The sequence below is a fragment of the Photobacterium marinum genome (genome assembly GCF_000331515.1).
Lineage (GTDB): Bacteria > Pseudomonadota > Gammaproteobacteria > Enterobacterales > Vibrionaceae > Photobacterium > Photobacterium marinum.
In genome coordinates this window covers 224538-243800 of the sequence record NZ_AMZO01000002.1, presented here as the reverse complement: position 1 = coordinate 243800, position 19263 = coordinate 224538, and the positions used below count along the sequence as shown (strand labels likewise).

Genomic DNA, 19263 nt, shown 5'->3' with positions numbered 1-19263 from the left:
TCAAGTCACTGTTGTAATACGTTGAGAGGTTCAGCACGCTGGTAGCGATGATTGACTACTTTATCATCAATAATGGTGTGATTTTCAATGGTGTTTTCAAAGTATTATGGGAATGAAGCAAAAAGAGGATGAAAAAAGCCGACAGAATTATTTCCAATCGGCTTATTAATTTTAGGCTTGATATCAAGTGTCTTTTTGCTGCCCGGTCAAGCGTAACACCAGATCTTTACGGATTTCACTTAACTTCGGCTGCTGATCAGCCTGCCACGGCAAAGGACGCATCAGGCTGATTGCCTTCAGTCCAAGTCGTCCGGTCAGCAAACCGACACCTACTCCCTGAGCAACACGAGTGGACATTCGCCCGGCCAGATCCATAGACAACATATCCATCCCTGTATCAGCAATAACTTCAGTTGCACCGGCTACCGCCATGTTCGCCAGAACCAGCTTCACCAGCCGGATCCGCGACCAGTAGCCAAGCTCAACGCCGTAAACCGCAGCTACTTGCTCAATAAGTTTGAAATTGCGCCATGCCACCAGCAACATATCAGCGACAGCCAACGGGCTGACAGCAACCATAACCGCAGCTTCACTGGAATATTTAGCAACCAGCCGACGTGCCAACTTGTCCTGATGAACCAGTACCATTTGGTTGTACAACTCCAAGACTTCGCGATCATTATGAGTAGCGGCTAGCGACTGAATCCAGCGATCATAGCCGGCATGATCTTCATGAATCGCACTTTGCCGGGCCAGCTTCATGCAGAATGCCTTACCTTGGCCGATACCATCAGCCTCAAGCAGTTGCTGTGCCTGTTCTCGCTCAGACTGACGCTGCTTAAGACGGCCAAGCTTCACTATTTCACGTCCCAGGGCGGTAATTCCGGTCGCGGCAACGGCAGCAACAATAGTGCTCCAGCCCAATGCCAGCCAGTCAGCACTCTGGTACGCCGTAACTACATAATCCAGAGTTTGCCAGCCCGTCATCACAGAACCGGCAACCAAAATTCCCTTAAACCAGCGTCCGCTTCGCTTCGGTTTACTTGCCAGTGTTTGCGCCAGTTGCTCTTCAACATCCGGCTCTGTTACCGCTTCCGGCACAAATTTACTCTCACCGGTAAACTGTTGCTGAGCAGTCAGCTCTTGCTCCGGGTTCGACATCTGCTCTTTCGGCTCATCAAACAAAATTTTGGTCTTATAATGCGGGCTCATCGCAGTTTATCTCCCAACAGATAGTCCAGTACTTTATCCATACGGATATGCGGCATAGGCTCGTCGCTTTGAATTTCTAACGGACGGAAGTTTACAAAATCAAATCCGTGTTCCTGCCAGTATTCATCATTGGGCAATCGACGGGGGACTTCTCCCGGGAACAAAGTTTGCGCCTGCCCCGTCAAAGTATGTCCACGTAATGCCGGCATCTGCTGTCCCTGATAAGAGACAAAGCCCGGCTCCGTCGCCTGAATAGATGACAGGCTGATGCAATCCATCTTTATCCCTTCAAAAGAAGCTGTCTGCCAGGCATCGTTCACTATTTGCTGAAGCAGGCTCACCAGATTCGGGTGCTGCTCCGGCGTCACATGATCAGCCTTAGTTGCGGCAAACAGAACCTTGTCAATACGAGGGGACAACAAACGGCGCAGCAGTGAACTTCGGCCATACTTAAAGCTCTGCATCAACTGATCCAGCGCCTGCCGCATATCATTAAAGGATTCCGGACCGGCATTTAACGGCTGAAGACAATCAACAAGAATGATCTGACGGTCAAACTTGGAAAAGTGGTCACGGTAGAAACCTTTAACAACATGCTGCTGATAATATTTATAACGACTTTTCAATACACCGAAGTTGGTATGCTCATCGGCTTGCTGAAGCTGTTGCTCTGAATATTTGTTCGCCCAGACAAACGGGAAAAACTGTAATACTGGCGCACCTGCCAGTTCGCCCGGCAAAACGAAACGCCCCGGCTGCACCCAGTGCAATCCACCTTCCGCCTTACATTTATATAGATATTCAGTAAATAACGCCGACAACTGCTCAAGCTGCTTTTCATCAGCAGGAGCCATCGGGTCCATCTGCTCAGCCATCACCAGCCATTCTCTCGCCAGCTCTTCTCGCCTGCCTTTCAGCAACTTTTTCTGCTGCTGCGACCAAGCTAAATAATCCATTTCCAGTAATGGCAAATCCAACAGCCACTCTCCCGGATAATCAACAATATCGAGATATAAAGTAGCGGTGTCCTGTAACAGCTTCATCGGTCCCTTTTGCGGCTTGTAACGCAGTGCCAGCCGGGTTTGACTGACATCCCGCGTCGGCTCCGGCCACTCCGGCGGCGAAGACAGCAATGAATTCATCCCCTCGTCATAACCGAATTTTGGTACATGCATATCGGCCTGAGGCACGCGTTTAGCGCCGAGAAGATGACCATCACGAACAGCTGAAAACAGAGGAAGTCGCGGGTTGGTACTGACATGAAGCAGCTGATTAACAAGTGAAGTAATAAAAGCCGTTTTACCCGCTCGCGACAAACCGGTAACGGCAAGGCGAACATGGCGATCAAGACTACGGTTGACTATTTTATTTAACTCGTTACCAATTCGATTCATACTGCTTCCTAACTTATTCTTCTGATTAAAGAATACCGTTCCTTACATTAACCACTGATGAATAATGCTGACAGGATATTGTGCGGGGGAGACAACAATAAAAGCAGGCGCGATGCCTGCTTTTAAATAAATAATGCGAACCTAGAGCTTATTGAACTCTCTCGAAACCCGGAATGCTGACGACGTCACATAGGCTTCCATCTGACGCAGCTCGTCTTCCATATCATCCAGCTTATGCTCGACATTTGACAGAATCTGCTCGGAAGAAAGGCCCGTCTGCCAGGACTTCTGTTTAATGGTATGCTCGCGGTGAGCATCTTGCTCCTGCCTGCGCTCTTCCGGCATTTTATCCAGGATCAGACTGGCTGCGATGTAAACAACCAGAGTGATAAAACCAAAACCTAGCAGAAAAGAAGACACAGCGAGAATCCTGACAAGCCAAACCTCTACTCCAAAGTATTCGGCAATCCCGGCACAAACTCCACTAATCTTCCCGTTTTGCGGATCGCGGTACAGGGTTTTATTCATCGGCGCTGTCTCCATTGCGGAGCCTCCTCATCCAGAATCTGCTCCAGGGTTTTGATGCGATCCTGCATCTGCTCCGCACGCATCACAAGGGTCTGAAGCTTTTCCTGCTCCTCACCCGACAATCCCTTGCTAGCCTGGCGCTGACTACGGTAATGCAGAATCAGCCACAATGGCGCCACGAAAATCAAAAACGCCATCAGCGGCCATACAATCCAACTCATAAATTACCTCCATCCTCGTGTCGTGCGGAACCTGATTAATGTCACTAGCTTACTCTTTTTCCTTGATATTTGCTTTCATTCGCTCAAGTTCTTTTTCAATTTCATCTTGAGCCTGCAAGTCAGCAAATTCCTGCTCCAGAGTCTTACCGCGACCCAGCTTGTAGCTGTCAGCTTCGGCTTCCATTTCATCAATACGACGTTCGTATTGTTCAAACTTAGACAGCGCCTCATCGACTTTGCCGGTATCCAGCTGACGGCGCACTTCACGACGGTTATCAGCAGCTTTATGACGCATCACCAATGCCTGTTGACGGGCACGAGTTTCCTGCAGCTTACGCTCCAGCTCTGCCACTTCATTACTCAGTTTGTTGATGGTTTCTTCCACCAATTTGTATTCTTCATTAAGAGTAAGCAGTACATCGCTGAGTTTCTGTTTTTCAATCAATGCAGCACGGGCCAAATCATCACGACCTTTTTGCAATGCCAAACCTGCTTTCTGCTGCCAGTCATCAATTTGTGACTGCAAAGAGTCGATACGGCGCTGCAGCTCTTTCTTATCAGCCAGAGCCCTTGCTGAAGACGTCCGTACTTCAACCAGAGTATCTTCCATCTCCTGGATGATAAGACGGATCATTTTTTGCGGGTCTTCCGCTTTATCAAGCAATGAGTTGACATTGGCATTCACGATATCTGCGAAACGAGAAAAGATACCCATAATTAATCTCCTTCAGTCGATTGGGGCCTGCACTTTCCGGGGAACAGGCTCTCGGTATATGTCACCATTCAGTTACTTATACATATCAATCTCTGTGCCAGATTTTATTTCTAATATATTTCATAAAGTTAGCTTTGATTGGTCAAATATTAGGTGCTATGGTGTGATTATATACGCCAACTGTTAGCGAGATTGACCATGCAGAAAACGGAAAACCTCATCGGTGAGTCGGAACCATTTCTGGCGGTTCTTGATCAAGCATCCCGCCTTGCCCCGCTTAACCGTCCAATCCTGATCCTGGGCGAGCGAGGAACCGGCAAAGAACTCATCGCCCAGCGTATCCACTATTTATCAAAACGATGGGATCAGCCACTGGTGACACTTAACTGCGCAGCACTGAGTGAAGGGGTTATTGATTCTGAACTGTTTGGTCATGAAGCCGGCTCTTTTACTGGCGCGAAAGGTCGCCATCAAGGACGGTTTGAGCGAGCAGAAGGCGGAACACTGTTCCTTGACGAACTGGCCACTGCGCCCCTTGGCGTTCAGGAAAAATTGCTGCGAGTCATTGAATACGGCGAGTATGAGCGAGTTGGTGGCAGCAAAACCTGCCAGGCTAATGTCAGACTAATCTGTGCAACAAACGAAAACCTGCCCCAACTGGCAGAAGAGCGAAAATTCCGTGCAGACCTGTTAGATCGCCTCGCTTTTGATATTATTCATCTGCCACCGCTTCGCGAGCGACGTGAAGATATTATGCCGCTGGCCGAATATTACGCAGTAAGAATGTGTCGCGAGCTGGGCTTTACCTATTTCGCCGGTTTTACCTCAGAAGCCGAGAAAGAACTGATGGCTTATCACTGGCCAGGCAATATCCGGGAGCTAAAAAACGTCATCGAACGTTCGGTTTTCCGTCACGGTGAAGAGAACGAGCCTGTCGATCACATCATTATCGATCCTTTTCGAGCTCCGTGGCATGACAATCCAGCCCCAAGTGAAGCCGGTGAGGAACCGTCACCATCTTCCCCTGAAATTCAGTTCCCGATTGATTTCCGCCAATGGCAGCAGGAGCAGGAAATTGATGTAATCAACAAAGCGATGAATGAAGCTAAGTTTAACCAGCGAAAAGCCGCTGAATTGTTGGGATTAAGCTACCATCAACTCAGAGGTTTGCTGCGCAAGTATCAGCTTGTTGGCAATTCAGAATAAAAGATTCTGCAACAGAATATCACCCGCAGGTAACCATCGCTGACGGGTGTATATCACTAGGATATGAGCGGTTATTTTCGGAGAGACCTTGGTCACAGTGGTGGATAATGGTAAATTTAGCCTCTTGTATTCAAAAAACCTTTTTCTTTATGAGCGCCTATACTCGTCTACTGCTTGCGTGTTTCGGGCTATTTAGCCTGATTGGCTGTACCGAGCCACACCAAGACAGCAATATTCGCAGCCGCGGCTTCGTCTATTGCGGGCAGGATACGCCGACAACCTTTAACCCTCAGCTTACTGACGGCGGACTGACTGCCGATACTCTGGCATCGCAGATCTTCGATCGCCTGCTGGTTCTTGATCCTGTCAGCCACCAGCCACTGCCGTCACTGGCCCGTAGTTGGACTATCAGTGATGATGGGTTGGAATACACCTTTTCTTTGCGTAAAGGCATAGAATTCCAGTCAACCGAATGGTTCAAACCATCCCGTCAGCTTAACGCCCAGGATGTTGTTTTCAGTTTCAAACGTATCATCGAGCCGGAACATCCTTATCATAAGGTTTCTGGCGGACGTTATCCGTGGTTTGAAAGTCAGGGCTTTAACAAGCTGATTAAAGATATCACGCTCATCGATTCCCATACGGTTACATTCACCTTAACCCGACCGGACAATGCGTTTCTGTCAAACCTGGCTACCAGCTATGCCATTATTCTTTCACAGGAATATGCTCAGCAGTTGCTAAAAGCCGGAACACTAAACCAACTGGACATGAAACCAATCGGAACAGGACCATTCTACTTATCTCAGTATATTCCTAATGATCTGATCCGCCTGAAGCGACACTGGGGCTATTGGCAAGGTGCCGCGCCGATGGAACAAGTCGTATTTGATATCTCATCGCGAGGAACAGGTACACTGGCAAAGCTCCTGAGCCAAGAATGTGACGTTCTCTCTTCTCCGGTTGCCAGTCAGTTACCAGTCATCAGCGACAATGATGAGTTTGAGCTGCTTGCCCAAACAGGGATGAATGTAGCCTTTATCGCTCTCAATAATGACAGGCCTACCCTGAAAGATATTCGGGTACGAAAAGCGATTAACCTTGCGATTAATCGCGAAAACCTGCTGAATTCTGTTTACTACGGCACGGGAACCAAAGCGAAAAGTATTCTGCCACCAATGTCCTGGGCTTATAACCATGACAGTAAAGCCCTTGACTATGACCCGGCTAAAGCACTGGCGTTATTGAAAGAGGCCGGTTACGACAAAAGCCTGCATTTGAAAATGTGGGTATCACTTGAACCGAGACCATATAACCCGAGCCCGAGAAAAACCGCAGAATTAATCCAGGCAGATCTCAATGCTGTAGGCATTCAGCTTTCTATCTATAACCAGGAAGCCTTTCATCGCATGGACCAAAGTGACATTGCTGAGAGTGATTTACTGTTGACCGGCTGGATTGCTGATAACGGTGACCCGGACAACTTCCTTCGTCCGTTGCTGTCATGCAGTGCCCGGCATGCCGGCCTGAATGTAGCTAACTGGTGTAACGTTGGTTTCGACAACCTTCTGGAACTTGCATCACGCACCAACAAGCTGGATCTGCGGGTGAACTACTATCACCTTGCGCAGGATATCCTGGATACCGAGGTTCCGATTATTCCACTGGCCCACGGTGTTCATTTCCAGGTTCATCATCAATCACTGGGTGGATTACAAATGAGTCCTTTCGGTACTCGCTCATTCTCAAGTGTCTACCGTAGCGAGTAATTAACAGCATGTTTATTTATACTATTCGTCGCCTCAACCTGTTTCTGATCACCATGGTTATCCTGACCCTGGTCGGATTCAGTCTGATGCGCCTCGATCAGAGTTCCATCTGGAGCAGCCAGCCATTCTGGAATGGCTGGGCGATTTACCTGCAAAACCTGATGGCTGGCAACCTTGGCCTAAGCCAGACCGGAGAACCGATCCTGAATGAAGTGCTGGTCGTTTTCCCTGCCACCCTGGAACTCTGTTTCTTTGCTTTCTCGCTATCATTGATTGCAGGCATCCCATTAGGCACCCTAGCTGGTGTTAAGCGTGGGCGCTTTGTTGATACCGCGATTTCCTCTGTCACTCTGGTAGGCTATTCGATTCCGTTATTCTGGCTGGCTGTTCTACTTATCATGCTGTTTTCTCAACAATTGGAGTGGTTGCCGGTTGCCGGTCGATACAGCCTGCTATATGAAATTGACCATGTCACAGGTGTCGGCCTGATTGATGTCATGCTCTCTGACAAGCCTTACCGCCCTGAAGCACTGATGGATACAATCCGGCACCTGATTCTGCCGACTTTAGTATTGGCCTTGGCACCGATGACAGAAGTTATCCGCCTGACCCGCACGTCTGTAGCAGAAGTGATGAACCAGAACTTTATCAAGGTAGCTCAAACCAAAGGCTTGTCGATGTTTGAAATCATCATGCGCCATGTGATGAAAAACGCGATTCCGCCGATTATTCCGAAACTGGGTATGCAGTTCTCAACCATGATGACGTTTGCCATGCTGACTGAATCAATTTTCAACTGGCCGGGAATCGGCCGCTGGCTGCTTAATGCCATTGCCGAGCAAAATTATGTCGCAATTCAGGCCGGTGTTATCACCGTCGGTAGCTTTATTCTGCTGGCAAACATTCTGTCAGATCTTACCGGTGCCTTTGTAAACCCGCTCGTAAGGAAGGAATGGTATGCTATCAAGTAACATTTACCAGGAGCAGAAAATCCCAACCCAGTGGGAGCGGGCATGGCAGAACTTCCGCGCCAATTCACTGGCAATGTTCGGACTATGGTGTCTATTCTTCCTGCTACTGATCACCCTGTTGGCCCAATGGCTGGCTCCTTATACACCATTCCAGCAGGTCGGTGAGCTATTGATGCCACCATCGTGGGATCTCCACGGCCGCGTAGAATATTTCTTCGGTACCGATGATCTAGGCCGGGATATTCTGAGCCGCCTGATCCTTGGTTCACAGCTGACTTTCGGTTATGCCTTACTGATTGCCTTTGCTTCCAGTGTTATCGGCATTCTGATCGGTGTCACCGCTGGTATGACCCGCGGCTTTAAATCCAGTATCCTGAACCACTTGCTGGATACAGTAATGTCGATTCCATCGCTATTGCTCGCCATTATTGTGGTTGCCTATTTAGGCCCGGGCGAAACTAATATCCTGCTGGCAATCTGGCTGGCATTGATCCCACGTTTTATCCGTGCCATTTACACCGCAGTACACGCAGAAGTAGAAAAGGACTACATCATTGCGGCCCGTCTTGACGGCGCTAACAGTTTCTACCTACTGTACAACTCCATTCTGCCTAATATCCTGACCGTCATTACCAATGAGATGACCAGGGCGATCTCCATTGCCATCCTGGATATTACTGCGCTTGGCTTTCTCGGCCTTGGAGCCCAGGCTCCGTCACCGGAATGGGGCGCGATGCTGGGAGACTCCATCGAGCTGATCTATCTGGCTCCATGGACAGTTACTCTACCGGGACTCGCCATTACTTTCAGCGTATTGGTTATAAACTTAGTAGGTGAAGGACTCCGCCAGGCAATAAATGCGGGGATTGATTAATGCCATTATTAGATATTCGTAACCTGACCATCGAAATTGATACACCACAAGGGATGGTTAAGGCTGTTGATCGCATGAGCCTGACCATCAATGAAGGCGAAATCCGAGGCCTAGTGGGTGAATCCGGTTCAGGTAAGAGCTTGGTAGCTAAAGCGATTGCTGGTGTAGAAAAAGACAACTGGCGGGTCAGTGCTGACCGTTTGCGACTGGGTGACGTTGATCTGTTGTCCCTTTCCCCTCGTGAACGACGCAAAATCGTCGGCCGTGAGATTGCGATGATTTTCCAGGAACCTTCGTCATGTCTTGATCCGTCTGAACGAGTCGGGGAGCAGCTGGAAGAAGCGATTCCTTCGGCATCATTCAGTGGCCACTGGTGGCAGCGATTCCAGTGGCGCCAGAAACAAGCTATTGCCCTGCTACACAAAGTCGGGATCAAGGAACACAAGCGGGTAATGAGAAGTTACCCGTATGAGCTGACTGACGGTGAATGCCAGAAGGTGATGATTGCAATGGCGATTGCCAACCGCCCTCGCCTGCTGATTGCCGATGAGCCAACCAATGACCTTGACCCTATCACTCAGGCACAAATCTTCCGACTGCTGAGCCGGATGAACCAGCTCGGCAATACCACGATTATGCTGGTCAGCCACGACCTGACCACCGTCACTCAATGGGCAGACAGAATTACAGTTATGTATTGCGGCCAGTCAGTTGAGTCCGGCAGCCGCCAGCAACTTCTGGAATCACCACACCATCCGTATACCGATGCCCTGCTGCGTGCTATGCCGGATTTCAATGTGGATGTTCTGCCTCATAAGTGCAAACTGGCAACGCTTCCCGGTTCTATACCTCCCCTTCAGCACCTACCAATTGGCTGCCGCCTGGGCCCGAGATGTCCATATGCCCAGCGAAAATGTGTTGAAGTACCCAAAAGACGCAAGATCAAAAACCATAAATTCAGCTGTCACTTTCCGCTGAATATGGAGGAGACGAAAAAGTGAGTGCACTACTTGAGGTAGAGAACCTTAAAAAAGACTATCACTACCGTTCAGGACTGTTCCGACGCCGGACGATTGAAGCGGTCAAACCAGTCTCCTTTTCGCTGGAAGCCGGTGAAACCATGGCATTCATTGGTGAAAACGGTTCTGGCAAATCAACCCTGGCCAAAATGCTCTCCGGCGTAGTTGAGCCAACCGAAGGTATCATCAGGGTTAATGGCGAACCGCTGGAACCAAATGATTTTGAAACCCGCTGCAAGCTGATCCGCATGATCTTCCAGGATCCCAATACATCGCTCAATCCACGTATTCAGATAGGTAAGATTCTGGAAGGGCCGCTTAAGCGTAATACTAATATGACGCCACAGGCTCGTGAGCGCCGGATCATGATGACACTAAAGCGTGTCGGTCTGCTGCCGGAACACGCTTACTTCTACCCACAGATGCTGGCAACCGGACAGAAACAGCGCGTATCGCTGGCCCGCGCACTAATCCTGCAGCCTTGTATTATCGTCGCTGATGAAGCATTGAACGGTCTGGATATGTCAATGCGCTCGCAGATCATTAACCTGCTGCTGGAGCTGCAGGAAGAAATGGGGCTGTCTTATATCTACGTATCCCAGCATATGGGAGTGATTAAGCACTTCTCCGACAAAGTTATGGTAATGCAAAAAGGCGAAGTCGTTGAACAGGGAACCACTGAAGAAGTGTTTATGAACCCTCAACACTCACTGACGCAAAAACTACTCGACAGCCATTTCACGGCACCGTCACACGACAGAACTAACCGCATCAGCAGCGGCACACCAAAAATCGAGTGCCCATAAAGGTATATAAACTAAAAAACGGGCTGTACGGCCCGTTTTCTTTTCAGATATCCCCTTGGTTCATCAAGCATATGATAACCACACGCTGACCGCTCCAATGCATACCGAACCTGTAATTGGACCAATAACATAACGACGCATTTCACTGCCGCCGATAACACTTGCCATCACCATTTTCACCAAGCTGTTTATCGCTGAAGCAATAAAAATAGCTAGAAACGCAGTTGTTACCAAAACCCCATTATTGGCACTCTGCCTGCCAAGTGCCAGAGTAATCGCATCCACATCTGTAATGCCGGAAATGGCAGCCAGTGTCAGTGTACCGGCATTACCAAACCACTCCTGCAATGCACTTGAAAGTAACATAATCACCAACAATACTAAGCCGAAAAACATCGCAGAAGAAAGCGCCAGGGGATTCTGTTTAACTTCCGGAGCGGTTTCACCTTTAACCTCTACCCGATGCCAAATCCAAAATGCAGGTAAGTAAAAACCTATCATCATCAGAAGCATCGGCCACCACAGCAAATCAACCAGCGCGTAATTTATCACCGAGCAAACAAATAAAATCCGTGGAAACATGGTACCGCAACTAATAAGAATCCCACAGGCAAGCAAGCCACTAAGCTGCTTTTGTTGCTTGGAAAGATTGGCAAATTGCAATGTCAGTGCAGTAGATGAACTCAACCCGGCAAACAAACAGGTAAATAAAATCCCTTTCTCTGTACCGCCTATTTTGATGGCAAAGTATCCAACAAAAGAAATGCTGGCGATCAAAACGACCATCCACCAAATCTCATAAGGATTAATTGCTTCCCATGGCCCCATCCCCTGATTGGGAAGTAGCGGCAACATCACCACAGAAATCAACAGCAGACGCAAGGCTGCATCAAGCTCATATTCCTGCAACTTCAATAAAGCCGAATGCAGCTCTTCTTTGTTATCTAAAATGATCGCGGTAATCACAGCGACTGATGCCGCAAGGACCGGATCACCCACAACGGTCAGACTACCGAGCAAAAAAGTCACCAACATACCAATAAGTCCGGTAATACTAAGATTGGTTTTAACCTTTTGGCTCCGGATATACGCAATTACGATTAATAATGATAAACCTAAAAAGGAAAATGCCAGAATCAGCTCAGAATACAGTTCCGTTAACAGCCCGCATATTCCTCCCATCAGCCCGATAAGCGAGTAAGTCCTTATTCCGGCAATTCTTAACCCGGAAGCTTCCTTACGGTGAACCCATCCGCGCTGAGTACCAATCAGCGCCCCTAAGAGTAACGCAATCCCCAAACGCCAGAATGGAGAATCTATGTCGATGGCCAAATCCATTTCGGCCCTCCCCGGCAAAATGCATCAATGGCACAAAAGAGAACTATAAATAATTGTATGTAAATACTTACAGCAAATGCGGGCTATATGAGGAGTATTTGATTGTTTCGTGACGTCAGCACGATATTCGGGAAATAAAAAGCGCCCGATAAAATTCGGACGCTAGAGATATAGAAGTAAAGACTTACTTTATTTTGACAGGGACTTATTGATTTCTGCCAGCACAGCCGCAGGGTCTGTAGCCTGAGTAATAGGACGACCGATTACCAAATAGTCTGAACCAGCCTGCACCGCTTCTACCGGAGTCATAACACGGCGCTGATCTCCTGCCGCGCTGCCAGCCGGACGAATGCCCGGTGTAACCAACTTGAATTCCTGACCAAGATTGCCCTTCAGCATCGTCGCTTCCTGAGCAGAACAGACAACACCATCCAAGCCACTGTTCTTAGCTAATGTTGCCAGACTAAGTACATGCTCACGAGGCTCTCGCTGAATACCAATACCGGCAAGGTCAGACTCATCCATACTGGTCAGTACCGTTACGCCAATAAGCAGCGGACGATCTTTACCATACGGTTCAAGAATTTCACGCGACGCCGCCATCATCCGCTCACCGCCGCTGGCATGAACATTCACCATCCATACACCCAACTCAGCAGCTGCTGCAACCGCGCGGGAACAGGTGTTCGGAATATCGTGGAATTTTAAATCAAGGAATACAGAATGGCCCCGATTATGCAGTTTACGCACAAAGTCGGGGCCATATAAAGTAAACATCTCTTTGCCAACTTTAAGTCGACAACTTCCCGGTTCAATCCGGTCAACAAAGGCTAAAGCCTCATCTTGACTTGGGTAGTCGAGAGCGACAATCACTTTTGGATCCAACATGGCATCTCCTGCTTAGTTATAGGTCAAACATACCCAGCTTCCTGAGCGCGGTCAGGATTGTACAGTAAATTTGTATTTTTTCGAGTACTTATTAAATATTTGTTCGTAAGACTTGAAAGTAACACTTTTCTTGATAGGCCAATCGTTTGTTCAAATGAGATTATTTAAATCCAGTTGTCTGCTTTTTTACTTTCATTAGATAATAAAAAACCCGTTCGGATTACGAACGGGTTTTTCGATAATTCATTTTATTCGCCATCCAAGCCACGGATTGGTTTCACTGCTCCCCAGCCTTTACACGACGGGCATTGCCAATAGAGCGAATGAGTCGCAAACCCACACTTACGACAGCGGAAATGCGGTTTAATCTTCAACTGCTCACCAACCAGCTCTCGCAGAGTACCAAGACTATCTTTTGCCCGGCCTTCTTCAGCTTCATCCAGATGGTAGTCCATCAACTGATAAAATCCTTTCATAGTCGGGTTTTTAGTCAGCTGCCTGGTCATAAATGCCTGAGCAACGATCGAACCTTCATGCTTAGAAATTTCATCTGCCAGCATCAATTCAGCAGTAGCACCCGCCTTAAGGTCAACGCAATGACGAAGATACTTCAGCCAACCGGTCTCATTATTCATGGCTTCATAGCATTGCAACAGCATCGGCAATGTTTCACTGACGTAATCAATATCCTGCTCAGCAACACGCTCCAGCTGTTTAGTCGCTGCCTTGTATTCTTCTGCACTGATCATGATTTTAGCCATCATGATAGATGCCCGTACACAAGTTTTATCCGCTGAAAGGGCTTTTTTGAGGAACTGTCGTGCTTTATCCGAATTCAGTGCGCTCATTTCCAACATCGCCATTTCACACCAGTAATGAGCGATGTCATGCTTAAGTTCAGGCTTACCCATCTTAACCAGTTGGGTCGCCATCTCAATAGCCTTTTCCCACTCGCGGGTTTGCTGATAAATAGTCAGCAACTGCTTCAATGCCCCTTTACGGTGGTCCGGCTCATCCAAAAGCTGCTCGAAGATTTTTTCAGCACGATCAAGGAAGCCTGCGACCATATAGTCCTTAGCTAACTGCTGCAACGCCAGGTTACGTTGATCAATAGTCAGATTAGGGCGGGCAATCAGGTTCTGGTGAATACGAATAGCGCGATCAACTTCACCCCTGCTTCGGAACAGATTCCCCAAAGCAAGGTGAGTATCAATAGTTTCACTATCAACCTGGAGCAGCTCTATGAATACATCAACAGCCTTGTCTGACTGATCAGACAACAGCAAGTTCAAGCCAGTTACATACTGGCGTGACATGTGATGCGACTGCTCCTGTTGTTTGTTACTAGCGCTCCTGTTACCCATGTACCAGCCATAAGCAGCTGCAATTGGAAGTAACAGGAACAACAGCTCTAGCATTAACGATTATTCCTTAACAGGCTCTGCACGAAGCTGATCCAGCTCTTTTTGCTGCTTTTGTACTTTCTTGCTCAGACGATTTTTAGAAAAACGCGCCTTCAGGTAAAGCGTACCGCAAATCAACCAACCAATAGCAAAACCGGCACCAAATGCGATACCAAGTAGAGTAGATAATTGGAACTCACCTTGAGCTATCAGAAAATCAAAGTTGACCAGCTGTTGGTTTTGCGCACCAAGCGCCAATGTAACCAAAAAGCAGACAACTAATACAAGAATGCTAAGTATCTTCATCGTGAATCCTTATCACTTGATCAAAAGTTTGATTGGTTGATTATGCAAGATTTTCACTCGTCAGACCATGATCTATAGACATAAAAAAACGGCATACTATCAGCATGCCGTTTTTTTGTTCTATGTGTGGTTAGCCAGCAAAAGCTGTGTTAACCCGGTCACGTAATTCCTTACCTGGTTTGAAGTGAGGAACGTACTTGCCGTCCAACTCAACCTTATCACCAGTTTTTGGGTTACGACCTACACGTGGAGCACGGTAATGCAATGAGAAGCTACCAAAGCCACGGATCTCAATACGATCACCCTCTTCAAGAGTGGTCGCCATGTGCTCAAGGATTTCCTTGATTGCATCTTCTACCTGTTTGGCAGAAAGATGTGTTTGTTGACTACACAGCCTTTCAATCAATTCAGACTTTGTCATAAACACTCCGTCTTTTTAGTATGTTTCTCAATAGTATAACCGCTTAGGGGGAAAAATCCTCCCCCTATGCTCAATTATTCGCCTTTAGCAGCTTTGAAAGCGTCAGCCATAGCGTTACCGAATGCAGCATCATCTTGCTTGTTCAGTGCAGCCATTGCTTCTTGCTCTTCAGCAACGTCTTTAGCGCGTACAGATAGGTTGATTACGCGGTTCTTACGGTCAACGCCAGTGAACTTAGCTTCAACTGAATCGCCAACAGAAAGAACTAGAGTTGCGTCTTCAACACGGTCAACTGATGCTTCAGAAGCACGTAGGTAACCTTCAACACCTTCAGCTAGCTCGATAGTTGCGCCTTTAGCGTCAACTGCAGTAACAGTACCAGTTACTAGAGCACCTTTCTTGTTTACAGAAACGTAGCCGTTGAATGGGTCTTCTTCGATCTGCTTGATACCTAGAGAGATACGCTCACGCTCAGCGTCAACTGCTAGAACAACTGCAGAGATTTCGTCGCCTTTCTTGAAGTCGCGAACTGCTTCTTCACCTGCAACATTCCAAGAAATGTCAGATAGGTGAACAAGACCGTCGATGCCGCCTTCAAGACCGATGAAGATACCGAAGTCAGTGATAGACTTAATCTTACCAGTTACGCGGTCGCCCTTAGCTTGCATTTCAGCAAATGACTGCCATGGGTTAGCTTTACACTGCTTAAGACCTAGGCTGATACGACGACGTTCTTCGTCGATATCAAGAACCATAACTTCAACTTCGTCGCCCACGTTAACAACTTTAGATGGGTGGATGTTCTTGTTAGTCCAATCCATCTCAGAAACGTGAACAAGACCTTCAACGCCTTCTTCGATTTCAACGAAGCAGCCGTAGTCAGTTAGGTTAGTTACGCGGCCAGAAAGCTTAGTACCTTCTGGGTAACGCTTAGCGATAGCTACCCATGGATCTTCGCCTAGCTGCTTAAGACCTAGTGATACGCGAGTACGCTCACGGTCGAACTTAAGAACTTTAACGTTGATCTCGTCGCCAACATTAACGATTTCAGATGGGTGCTTAACGCGTTTCCAAGCCATGTCAGTGATGTGTAGAAGACCGTCAACACCACCAAGGTCAACGAACGCACCGTAGTCAGTAAGGTTCTTAACGATACCTTTAACTTCCATGCCTTCCTGTAGAGAAGCAAGAAGTTCATCACGCTCAACGCTGTTTTCAGATTCGATAACTGCGCGACGAGAAACAACTACGTTGTTACGCTTCTGGTCTAGCTTGATTACTTTGAACTCTAGCTCTTTGTTTTCTAGGTGAGCAGTGTCACGAACTGGACGTACGTCTACTAGAGAACCTGGTAGGAACGCACGGATGCCGTTAAGTTCAACAGTGAAACCACCTTTAACTTTACCGTTGATGATACCAACAACAGTTTCAGCATCTTCGTAAGCTTTTTCAAGCTGGATCCAAGCTTCGTGGCGCTTAGCTTTGTCACGAGAAAGTTTAGTCTCACCGAAGCCGTCTTCAACAGCGTCTAGAGCAACGTCAACTTCTGCGCCAACTTCGATTTCAAGTTCGCCAGCAGCGTTCTTGAATTCTTCAACTGGGATAGAAGACTCAGACTTAAGGCCTGCGTCAACCAGTACGTAACCGTTTTCGATAGCTACAACAGTACCTTTAACGATCGCGCCTGGACGTGTTTCTAGTTCGTTTAGAGACTCTTCAAAAAGTAGAGCAAAAGATTCAGTCATTATTTAATCTTCAACTTGATTAACAACCATGGGTATCCTACCGCATGGGGTTGGAAGTAAAGTCGATCATCATCCATGATACCGACGCCATCACGCTGATTACTCAGCCGATAATTTTGTTTCAATATAAGCCAATGCCTGGGCAGTTACCTGCTCTATTGACATCTCAGTAGAGTCTAGCACCAAAGCATCAGCCGCGGGACGCAACGGAGCGACCGCACGATTGCGATCTCGGTAGTCACGTTCCTGAATTTCTTTCAAAAGGTGGTCAAAGTTAACATCTAAGCCTTTCTGTTGCAACTGATTCATACGGCGATTCGCGCGCTCTTCAGCACTTGCATCGAGGAAAATCTTAACTTCAGCCTGAGGGAAGACCACTGTTCCCATATCTCGACCATCAGCAACCAGGCCCGGAGCCTCACTGAATGCGCGCTGACGACGAAGCAGCGCTTCTCGCACACGAGGCAAAGCAGCCACTTTTGATGCCGCCATGCCAGTTTCTTCCTTGCGCAGCTCAGAAGAAACATCTTCACCTTCAAGAACAACCTTTACCAGCTCGCCTTCAGCCACAAACTGAACATCCAGATGTGCAGCTAAAGGAACCAACGCGTCTTCAGACTCAAGATCAACACCGTGATGAATCGCAGCCAAAGCCAGAACACGATAAATAGCGCCGGAATCAAGTAAATTCAGGCTCAGTTTATCTGCCAATAGCATACACAGGGTACCTTTACCGGCGCCGCTTGGTCCATCAACAGTGATCACTGGAGCATCTGTAGACATAGTTTTCTCCGAACTTGTTATAACTTAAAGCGATATAATGAAATGCATTCGTTTTGCGTTGCATTATACCCTTCACAAACGGGGGCGCATTATACGGGAAAAATTAACGAAGTACTATTAAAACAAAGGAATTCACCGTTCGAGATTTGACCGTTACCAACTGAGAATTTGTAGGACAAAGAATAACTTGGTTCTATTTCTGTACAAAAAAACCCGCCAGAGGCGGGCTTGAATCAATGACTTACTAACCTTCCGACTTAGCTGCTCAACTGAGCCAATTTGTCGAAATAATCAGGGAAGGTTTTAGACGTACATTTAGGATCATTAATCGTCACCGGCATATCACTCAGTGCCACCAGCGAGAAACACATTGCCATACGATGATCGTCATAAGTATCGATCGCAGCATGCGTTAATTTTGACGGTGGTGTAATCGTAATGTAGTCATAGCCCTCTTCAACTTCAGCGCCAACTTTGCGAAGTTCGGTGGCCATTGCTGCCAGTCGATCAGTCTCTTTAACCCGCCAGTTATACACATTGCGAATAGAGGTCGTGCCTTCAGCAAACAGTGCCGTGGTCGCGATAGTCATCGCAGCATCCGGAATGTGGTTAAAATCCATGTCGACAGCTTTCAGCTCTCCGCGGCGGGCAATCACGTAATCATCCCCCCACTCGATTTCAGCCCCCATCGCGGCCAGTGCATCTGCAAACTGAACATCACCTTGGATGCTTTTCTTTCCAATACCAGTAACTTTCACTTCACCGCCACGAATCGCGGCGGCCGCCAAAAAGTAAGATGCTGACGACGCATCACCTTCAACCAGGAAGTCACCCGGTGCTATGTATGTCTGTCCAGCAGGAACAACAAACTCTTTATAGTCACGATTTTCAACAGACACACCAAACTGCGACATAATCTGCAGCGTGATATCAATATAAGGTTTAGAAACTAGATCGCCTTTAATGCGAATGACGGTGTCGCTTTTCGCCATCGGTGCTGACATTAAAAACGCAGTCAGAAACTGACTGGAGATCGAACCATCAATTTCAACTTGACCACCTTGCAGGCCCGTTCCATTGATCTTCAACGGTGGATAATTGTCCTGTTCAAGGTAAGTGATATCAGCCCCAGCCGTGCGAAGCGCTTCCACTAGGTGGCCAATCGGACGCTCCTTCATACGTGGTTCACCCGTCAGCACAAACTCACCGCTTCCCAGACAAAGAGCTGCAGCTAACGGACGCATAGCAGTACCTGCATTCCCCAAAAACAACTCAAGAGCCTGAGACGGATGGAAGGCAGCCCCCAAGCCTTCAACTTCGCAGACGGTTTTATCGTCTGAAAGCTGATAGTTTACGCCCAGCTGTTTCAATGCATTCAGCATGTGGCGGATATCATCACTATCAAGCAAGTTAGTGAGGCGCGTGGTACCCTGTGCTAGTGCAGCTAACAATAGCGCACGATTAGAAACACTTTTCGACCCCGGCAGATTTACTTCGCCATTAATCTGATTTATCGGCTGTAACGTTAAACTTTCCATCTGTTTGTATTCGATCCTGTATTTTATGCGTTCCAGCAGATTAGCGAATAATGTCTCAGTCCGCTAGTACTGATTCAGTCAATTACTTCAGGCAGAAAATGGTATGCTTAGCCCCCGGGAGCCTCA

Annotated in this window: 19 protein-coding genes; 6 read left to right on the top strand and 13 right to left on the bottom strand. The window is 47.7% G+C overall.

From position 1 onward, the window contains the following. Window positions 1-183 precede the first annotated feature (183 nt). The 5 genes from C942_RS02470 to pspA all read right to left on the bottom strand — a co-directional run bounded on the left by C942_RS02470 (window position 184) and on the right by pspA (window position 4070). Complete coding sequence (locus C942_RS02470; protein WP_007462057.1) at window positions 184-1212, bottom strand: YcjF family protein; 1029 nt, start codon at window positions 1210-1212, stop codon at window positions 184-186. Continuing rightward, complete coding sequence (locus C942_RS02465; protein ID WP_007462056.1) at window positions 1209-2606, bottom strand: YcjX family GTP-binding protein; 1398 nt, start codon at window positions 2604-2606, stop codon at window positions 1209-1211. The genes C942_RS02470 and C942_RS02465 overlap by 4 nt, the downstream gene beginning before the upstream one ends. A 141-nt stretch (window positions 2607-2747) precedes the next feature. Further along, on the bottom strand, window positions 2748-3134 hold the full coding sequence (gene pspC / locus C942_RS02460; RefSeq protein WP_036798397.1) for an envelope stress response membrane protein PspC: 387 nt from the start codon (window positions 3132-3134) through the stop codon (window positions 2748-2750). Beyond that, window positions 3131-3355 (bottom strand): envelope stress response membrane protein PspB, encoded by a 225-nt coding sequence (gene pspB, locus C942_RS02455; RefSeq protein WP_007462054.1) that lies wholly within the window; start codon window positions 3353-3355, stop codon window positions 3131-3133. Before pspB ends, pspC begins: the two co-directional genes overlap by 4 nt. A gap of 49 nt (window positions 3356-3404) precedes the next feature. Continuing rightward, on the bottom strand, window positions 3405-4070 hold the full coding sequence (pspA, locus tag C942_RS02450; protein ID WP_007462053.1) for a phage shock protein PspA: 666 nt from the start codon (window positions 4068-4070) through the stop codon (window positions 3405-3407). 198 nt (window positions 4071-4268) lie between these two features. Here pspA and pspF point away from each other — a divergent pair, with 198 nt between their 5' ends. The 6 genes from pspF (at window position 4269) to C942_RS02420 (ending at window position 10715) form a co-directional block, all read left to right on the top strand. Further along, window positions 4269-5276 (top strand): phage shock protein operon transcriptional activator, encoded by a 1008-nt coding sequence (gene pspF, locus C942_RS02445; protein WP_007462052.1) that lies wholly within the window; start codon window positions 4269-4271, stop codon window positions 5274-5276. A gap of 149 nt (window positions 5277-5425) precedes the next feature. Then, a complete protein-coding gene (sapA, locus tag C942_RS02440; RefSeq protein ID WP_036798494.1) occupies window positions 5426-7045 on the top strand; it encodes an ABC transporter substrate-binding protein SapA in 1620 nt (539 codons plus the stop codon). 8 nt (window positions 7046-7053) lie between these two features. Beyond that, window positions 7054-8016 carry an ABC transporter permease gene (locus C942_RS02435; protein WP_007462049.1) on the top strand — a complete coding sequence of 321 codons (963 nt, stop codon included), beginning with the start codon at window positions 7054-7056 and terminating at the stop codon, window positions 8014-8016. After that, window positions 8003-8890 (top strand): putrescine export ABC transporter permease SapC, encoded by an 888-nt coding sequence (gene sapC / locus C942_RS02430; RefSeq protein WP_007462039.1) that lies wholly within the window; start codon window positions 8003-8005, stop codon window positions 8888-8890. The genes C942_RS02435 and sapC overlap by 14 nt, the downstream gene beginning before the upstream one ends. Next, complete coding sequence (locus tag C942_RS02425) at window positions 8890-9891, top strand: peptide ABC transporter ATP-binding protein (RefSeq protein ID WP_007462037.1); 1002 nt, start codon at window positions 8890-8892, stop codon at window positions 9889-9891. The genes sapC and C942_RS02425 overlap by 1 nt, the downstream gene beginning before the upstream one ends. Continuing rightward, window positions 9888-10715: a peptide ABC transporter ATP-binding protein gene (locus C942_RS02420; protein WP_007462035.1), complete on the top strand. Its 828-nt coding sequence runs from the start codon at window positions 9888-9890 to the stop codon at window positions 10713-10715. Before C942_RS02425 ends, C942_RS02420 begins: the two co-directional genes overlap by 4 nt. 63 nt (window positions 10716-10778) lie before the next feature. On the opposite strand, the gene C942_RS02415 is transcribed toward C942_RS02420, so the two are convergent. The 8 genes from C942_RS02415 to aroA form a co-directional block, all read right to left on the bottom strand. After that, the gene (locus tag C942_RS02415; RefSeq protein ID WP_007462034.1) at window positions 10779-12053 is read right to left on the bottom strand and encodes an MgtC/SapB family protein; all 1275 of its coding nucleotides are present in this window, start codon (window positions 12051-12053) and stop codon (window positions 10779-10781) included. A 189-nt stretch (window positions 12054-12242) separates the two neighbouring features. Beyond that, the gene (gene pyrF / locus C942_RS02410) at window positions 12243-12941 is read right to left on the bottom strand and encodes an orotidine-5'-phosphate decarboxylase (protein WP_007462033.1); all 699 of its coding nucleotides are present in this window, start codon (window positions 12939-12941) and stop codon (window positions 12243-12245) included. Between the two features lie 248 nt (window positions 12942-13189). Next, a complete protein-coding gene (gene lapB, locus C942_RS02405; protein ID WP_007462032.1) occupies window positions 13190-14359 on the bottom strand; it encodes a lipopolysaccharide assembly protein LapB in 1170 nt (389 codons plus the stop codon). 6 nt (window positions 14360-14365) lie between these two features. Continuing rightward, window positions 14366-14650 (bottom strand): LapA family protein, encoded by a 285-nt coding sequence (locus C942_RS02400; RefSeq protein WP_007462031.1) that lies wholly within the window; start codon window positions 14648-14650, stop codon window positions 14366-14368. Window positions 14651-14780: 130 nt separating this feature from the next. Then, a complete protein-coding gene (ihfB, locus tag C942_RS02395; protein ID WP_007462030.1) occupies window positions 14781-15071 on the bottom strand; it encodes an integration host factor subunit beta in 291 nt (96 codons plus the stop codon). 74 nt (window positions 15072-15145) lie between these two features. Then, on the bottom strand, window positions 15146-16816 hold the full coding sequence (gene rpsA, locus C942_RS02390) for a 30S ribosomal protein S1 (protein ID WP_007462029.1): 1671 nt from the start codon (window positions 16814-16816) through the stop codon (window positions 15146-15148). Between the two features lie 99 nt (window positions 16817-16915). Beyond that, window positions 16916-17599, bottom strand: a complete 684-nt coding sequence (gene cmk, locus C942_RS02385; RefSeq protein ID WP_007462027.1) for a (d)CMP kinase — start codon at window positions 17597-17599, stop codon at window positions 16916-16918. 257 nt (window positions 17600-17856) lie between these two features. After that, window positions 17857-19137 carry a 3-phosphoshikimate 1-carboxyvinyltransferase gene (gene aroA / locus C942_RS02380; RefSeq protein WP_007462026.1) on the bottom strand — a complete coding sequence of 427 codons (1281 nt, stop codon included), beginning with the start codon at window positions 19135-19137 and terminating at the stop codon, window positions 17857-17859. Between the last annotated feature and the right edge of the window lie 126 nt (window positions 19138-19263).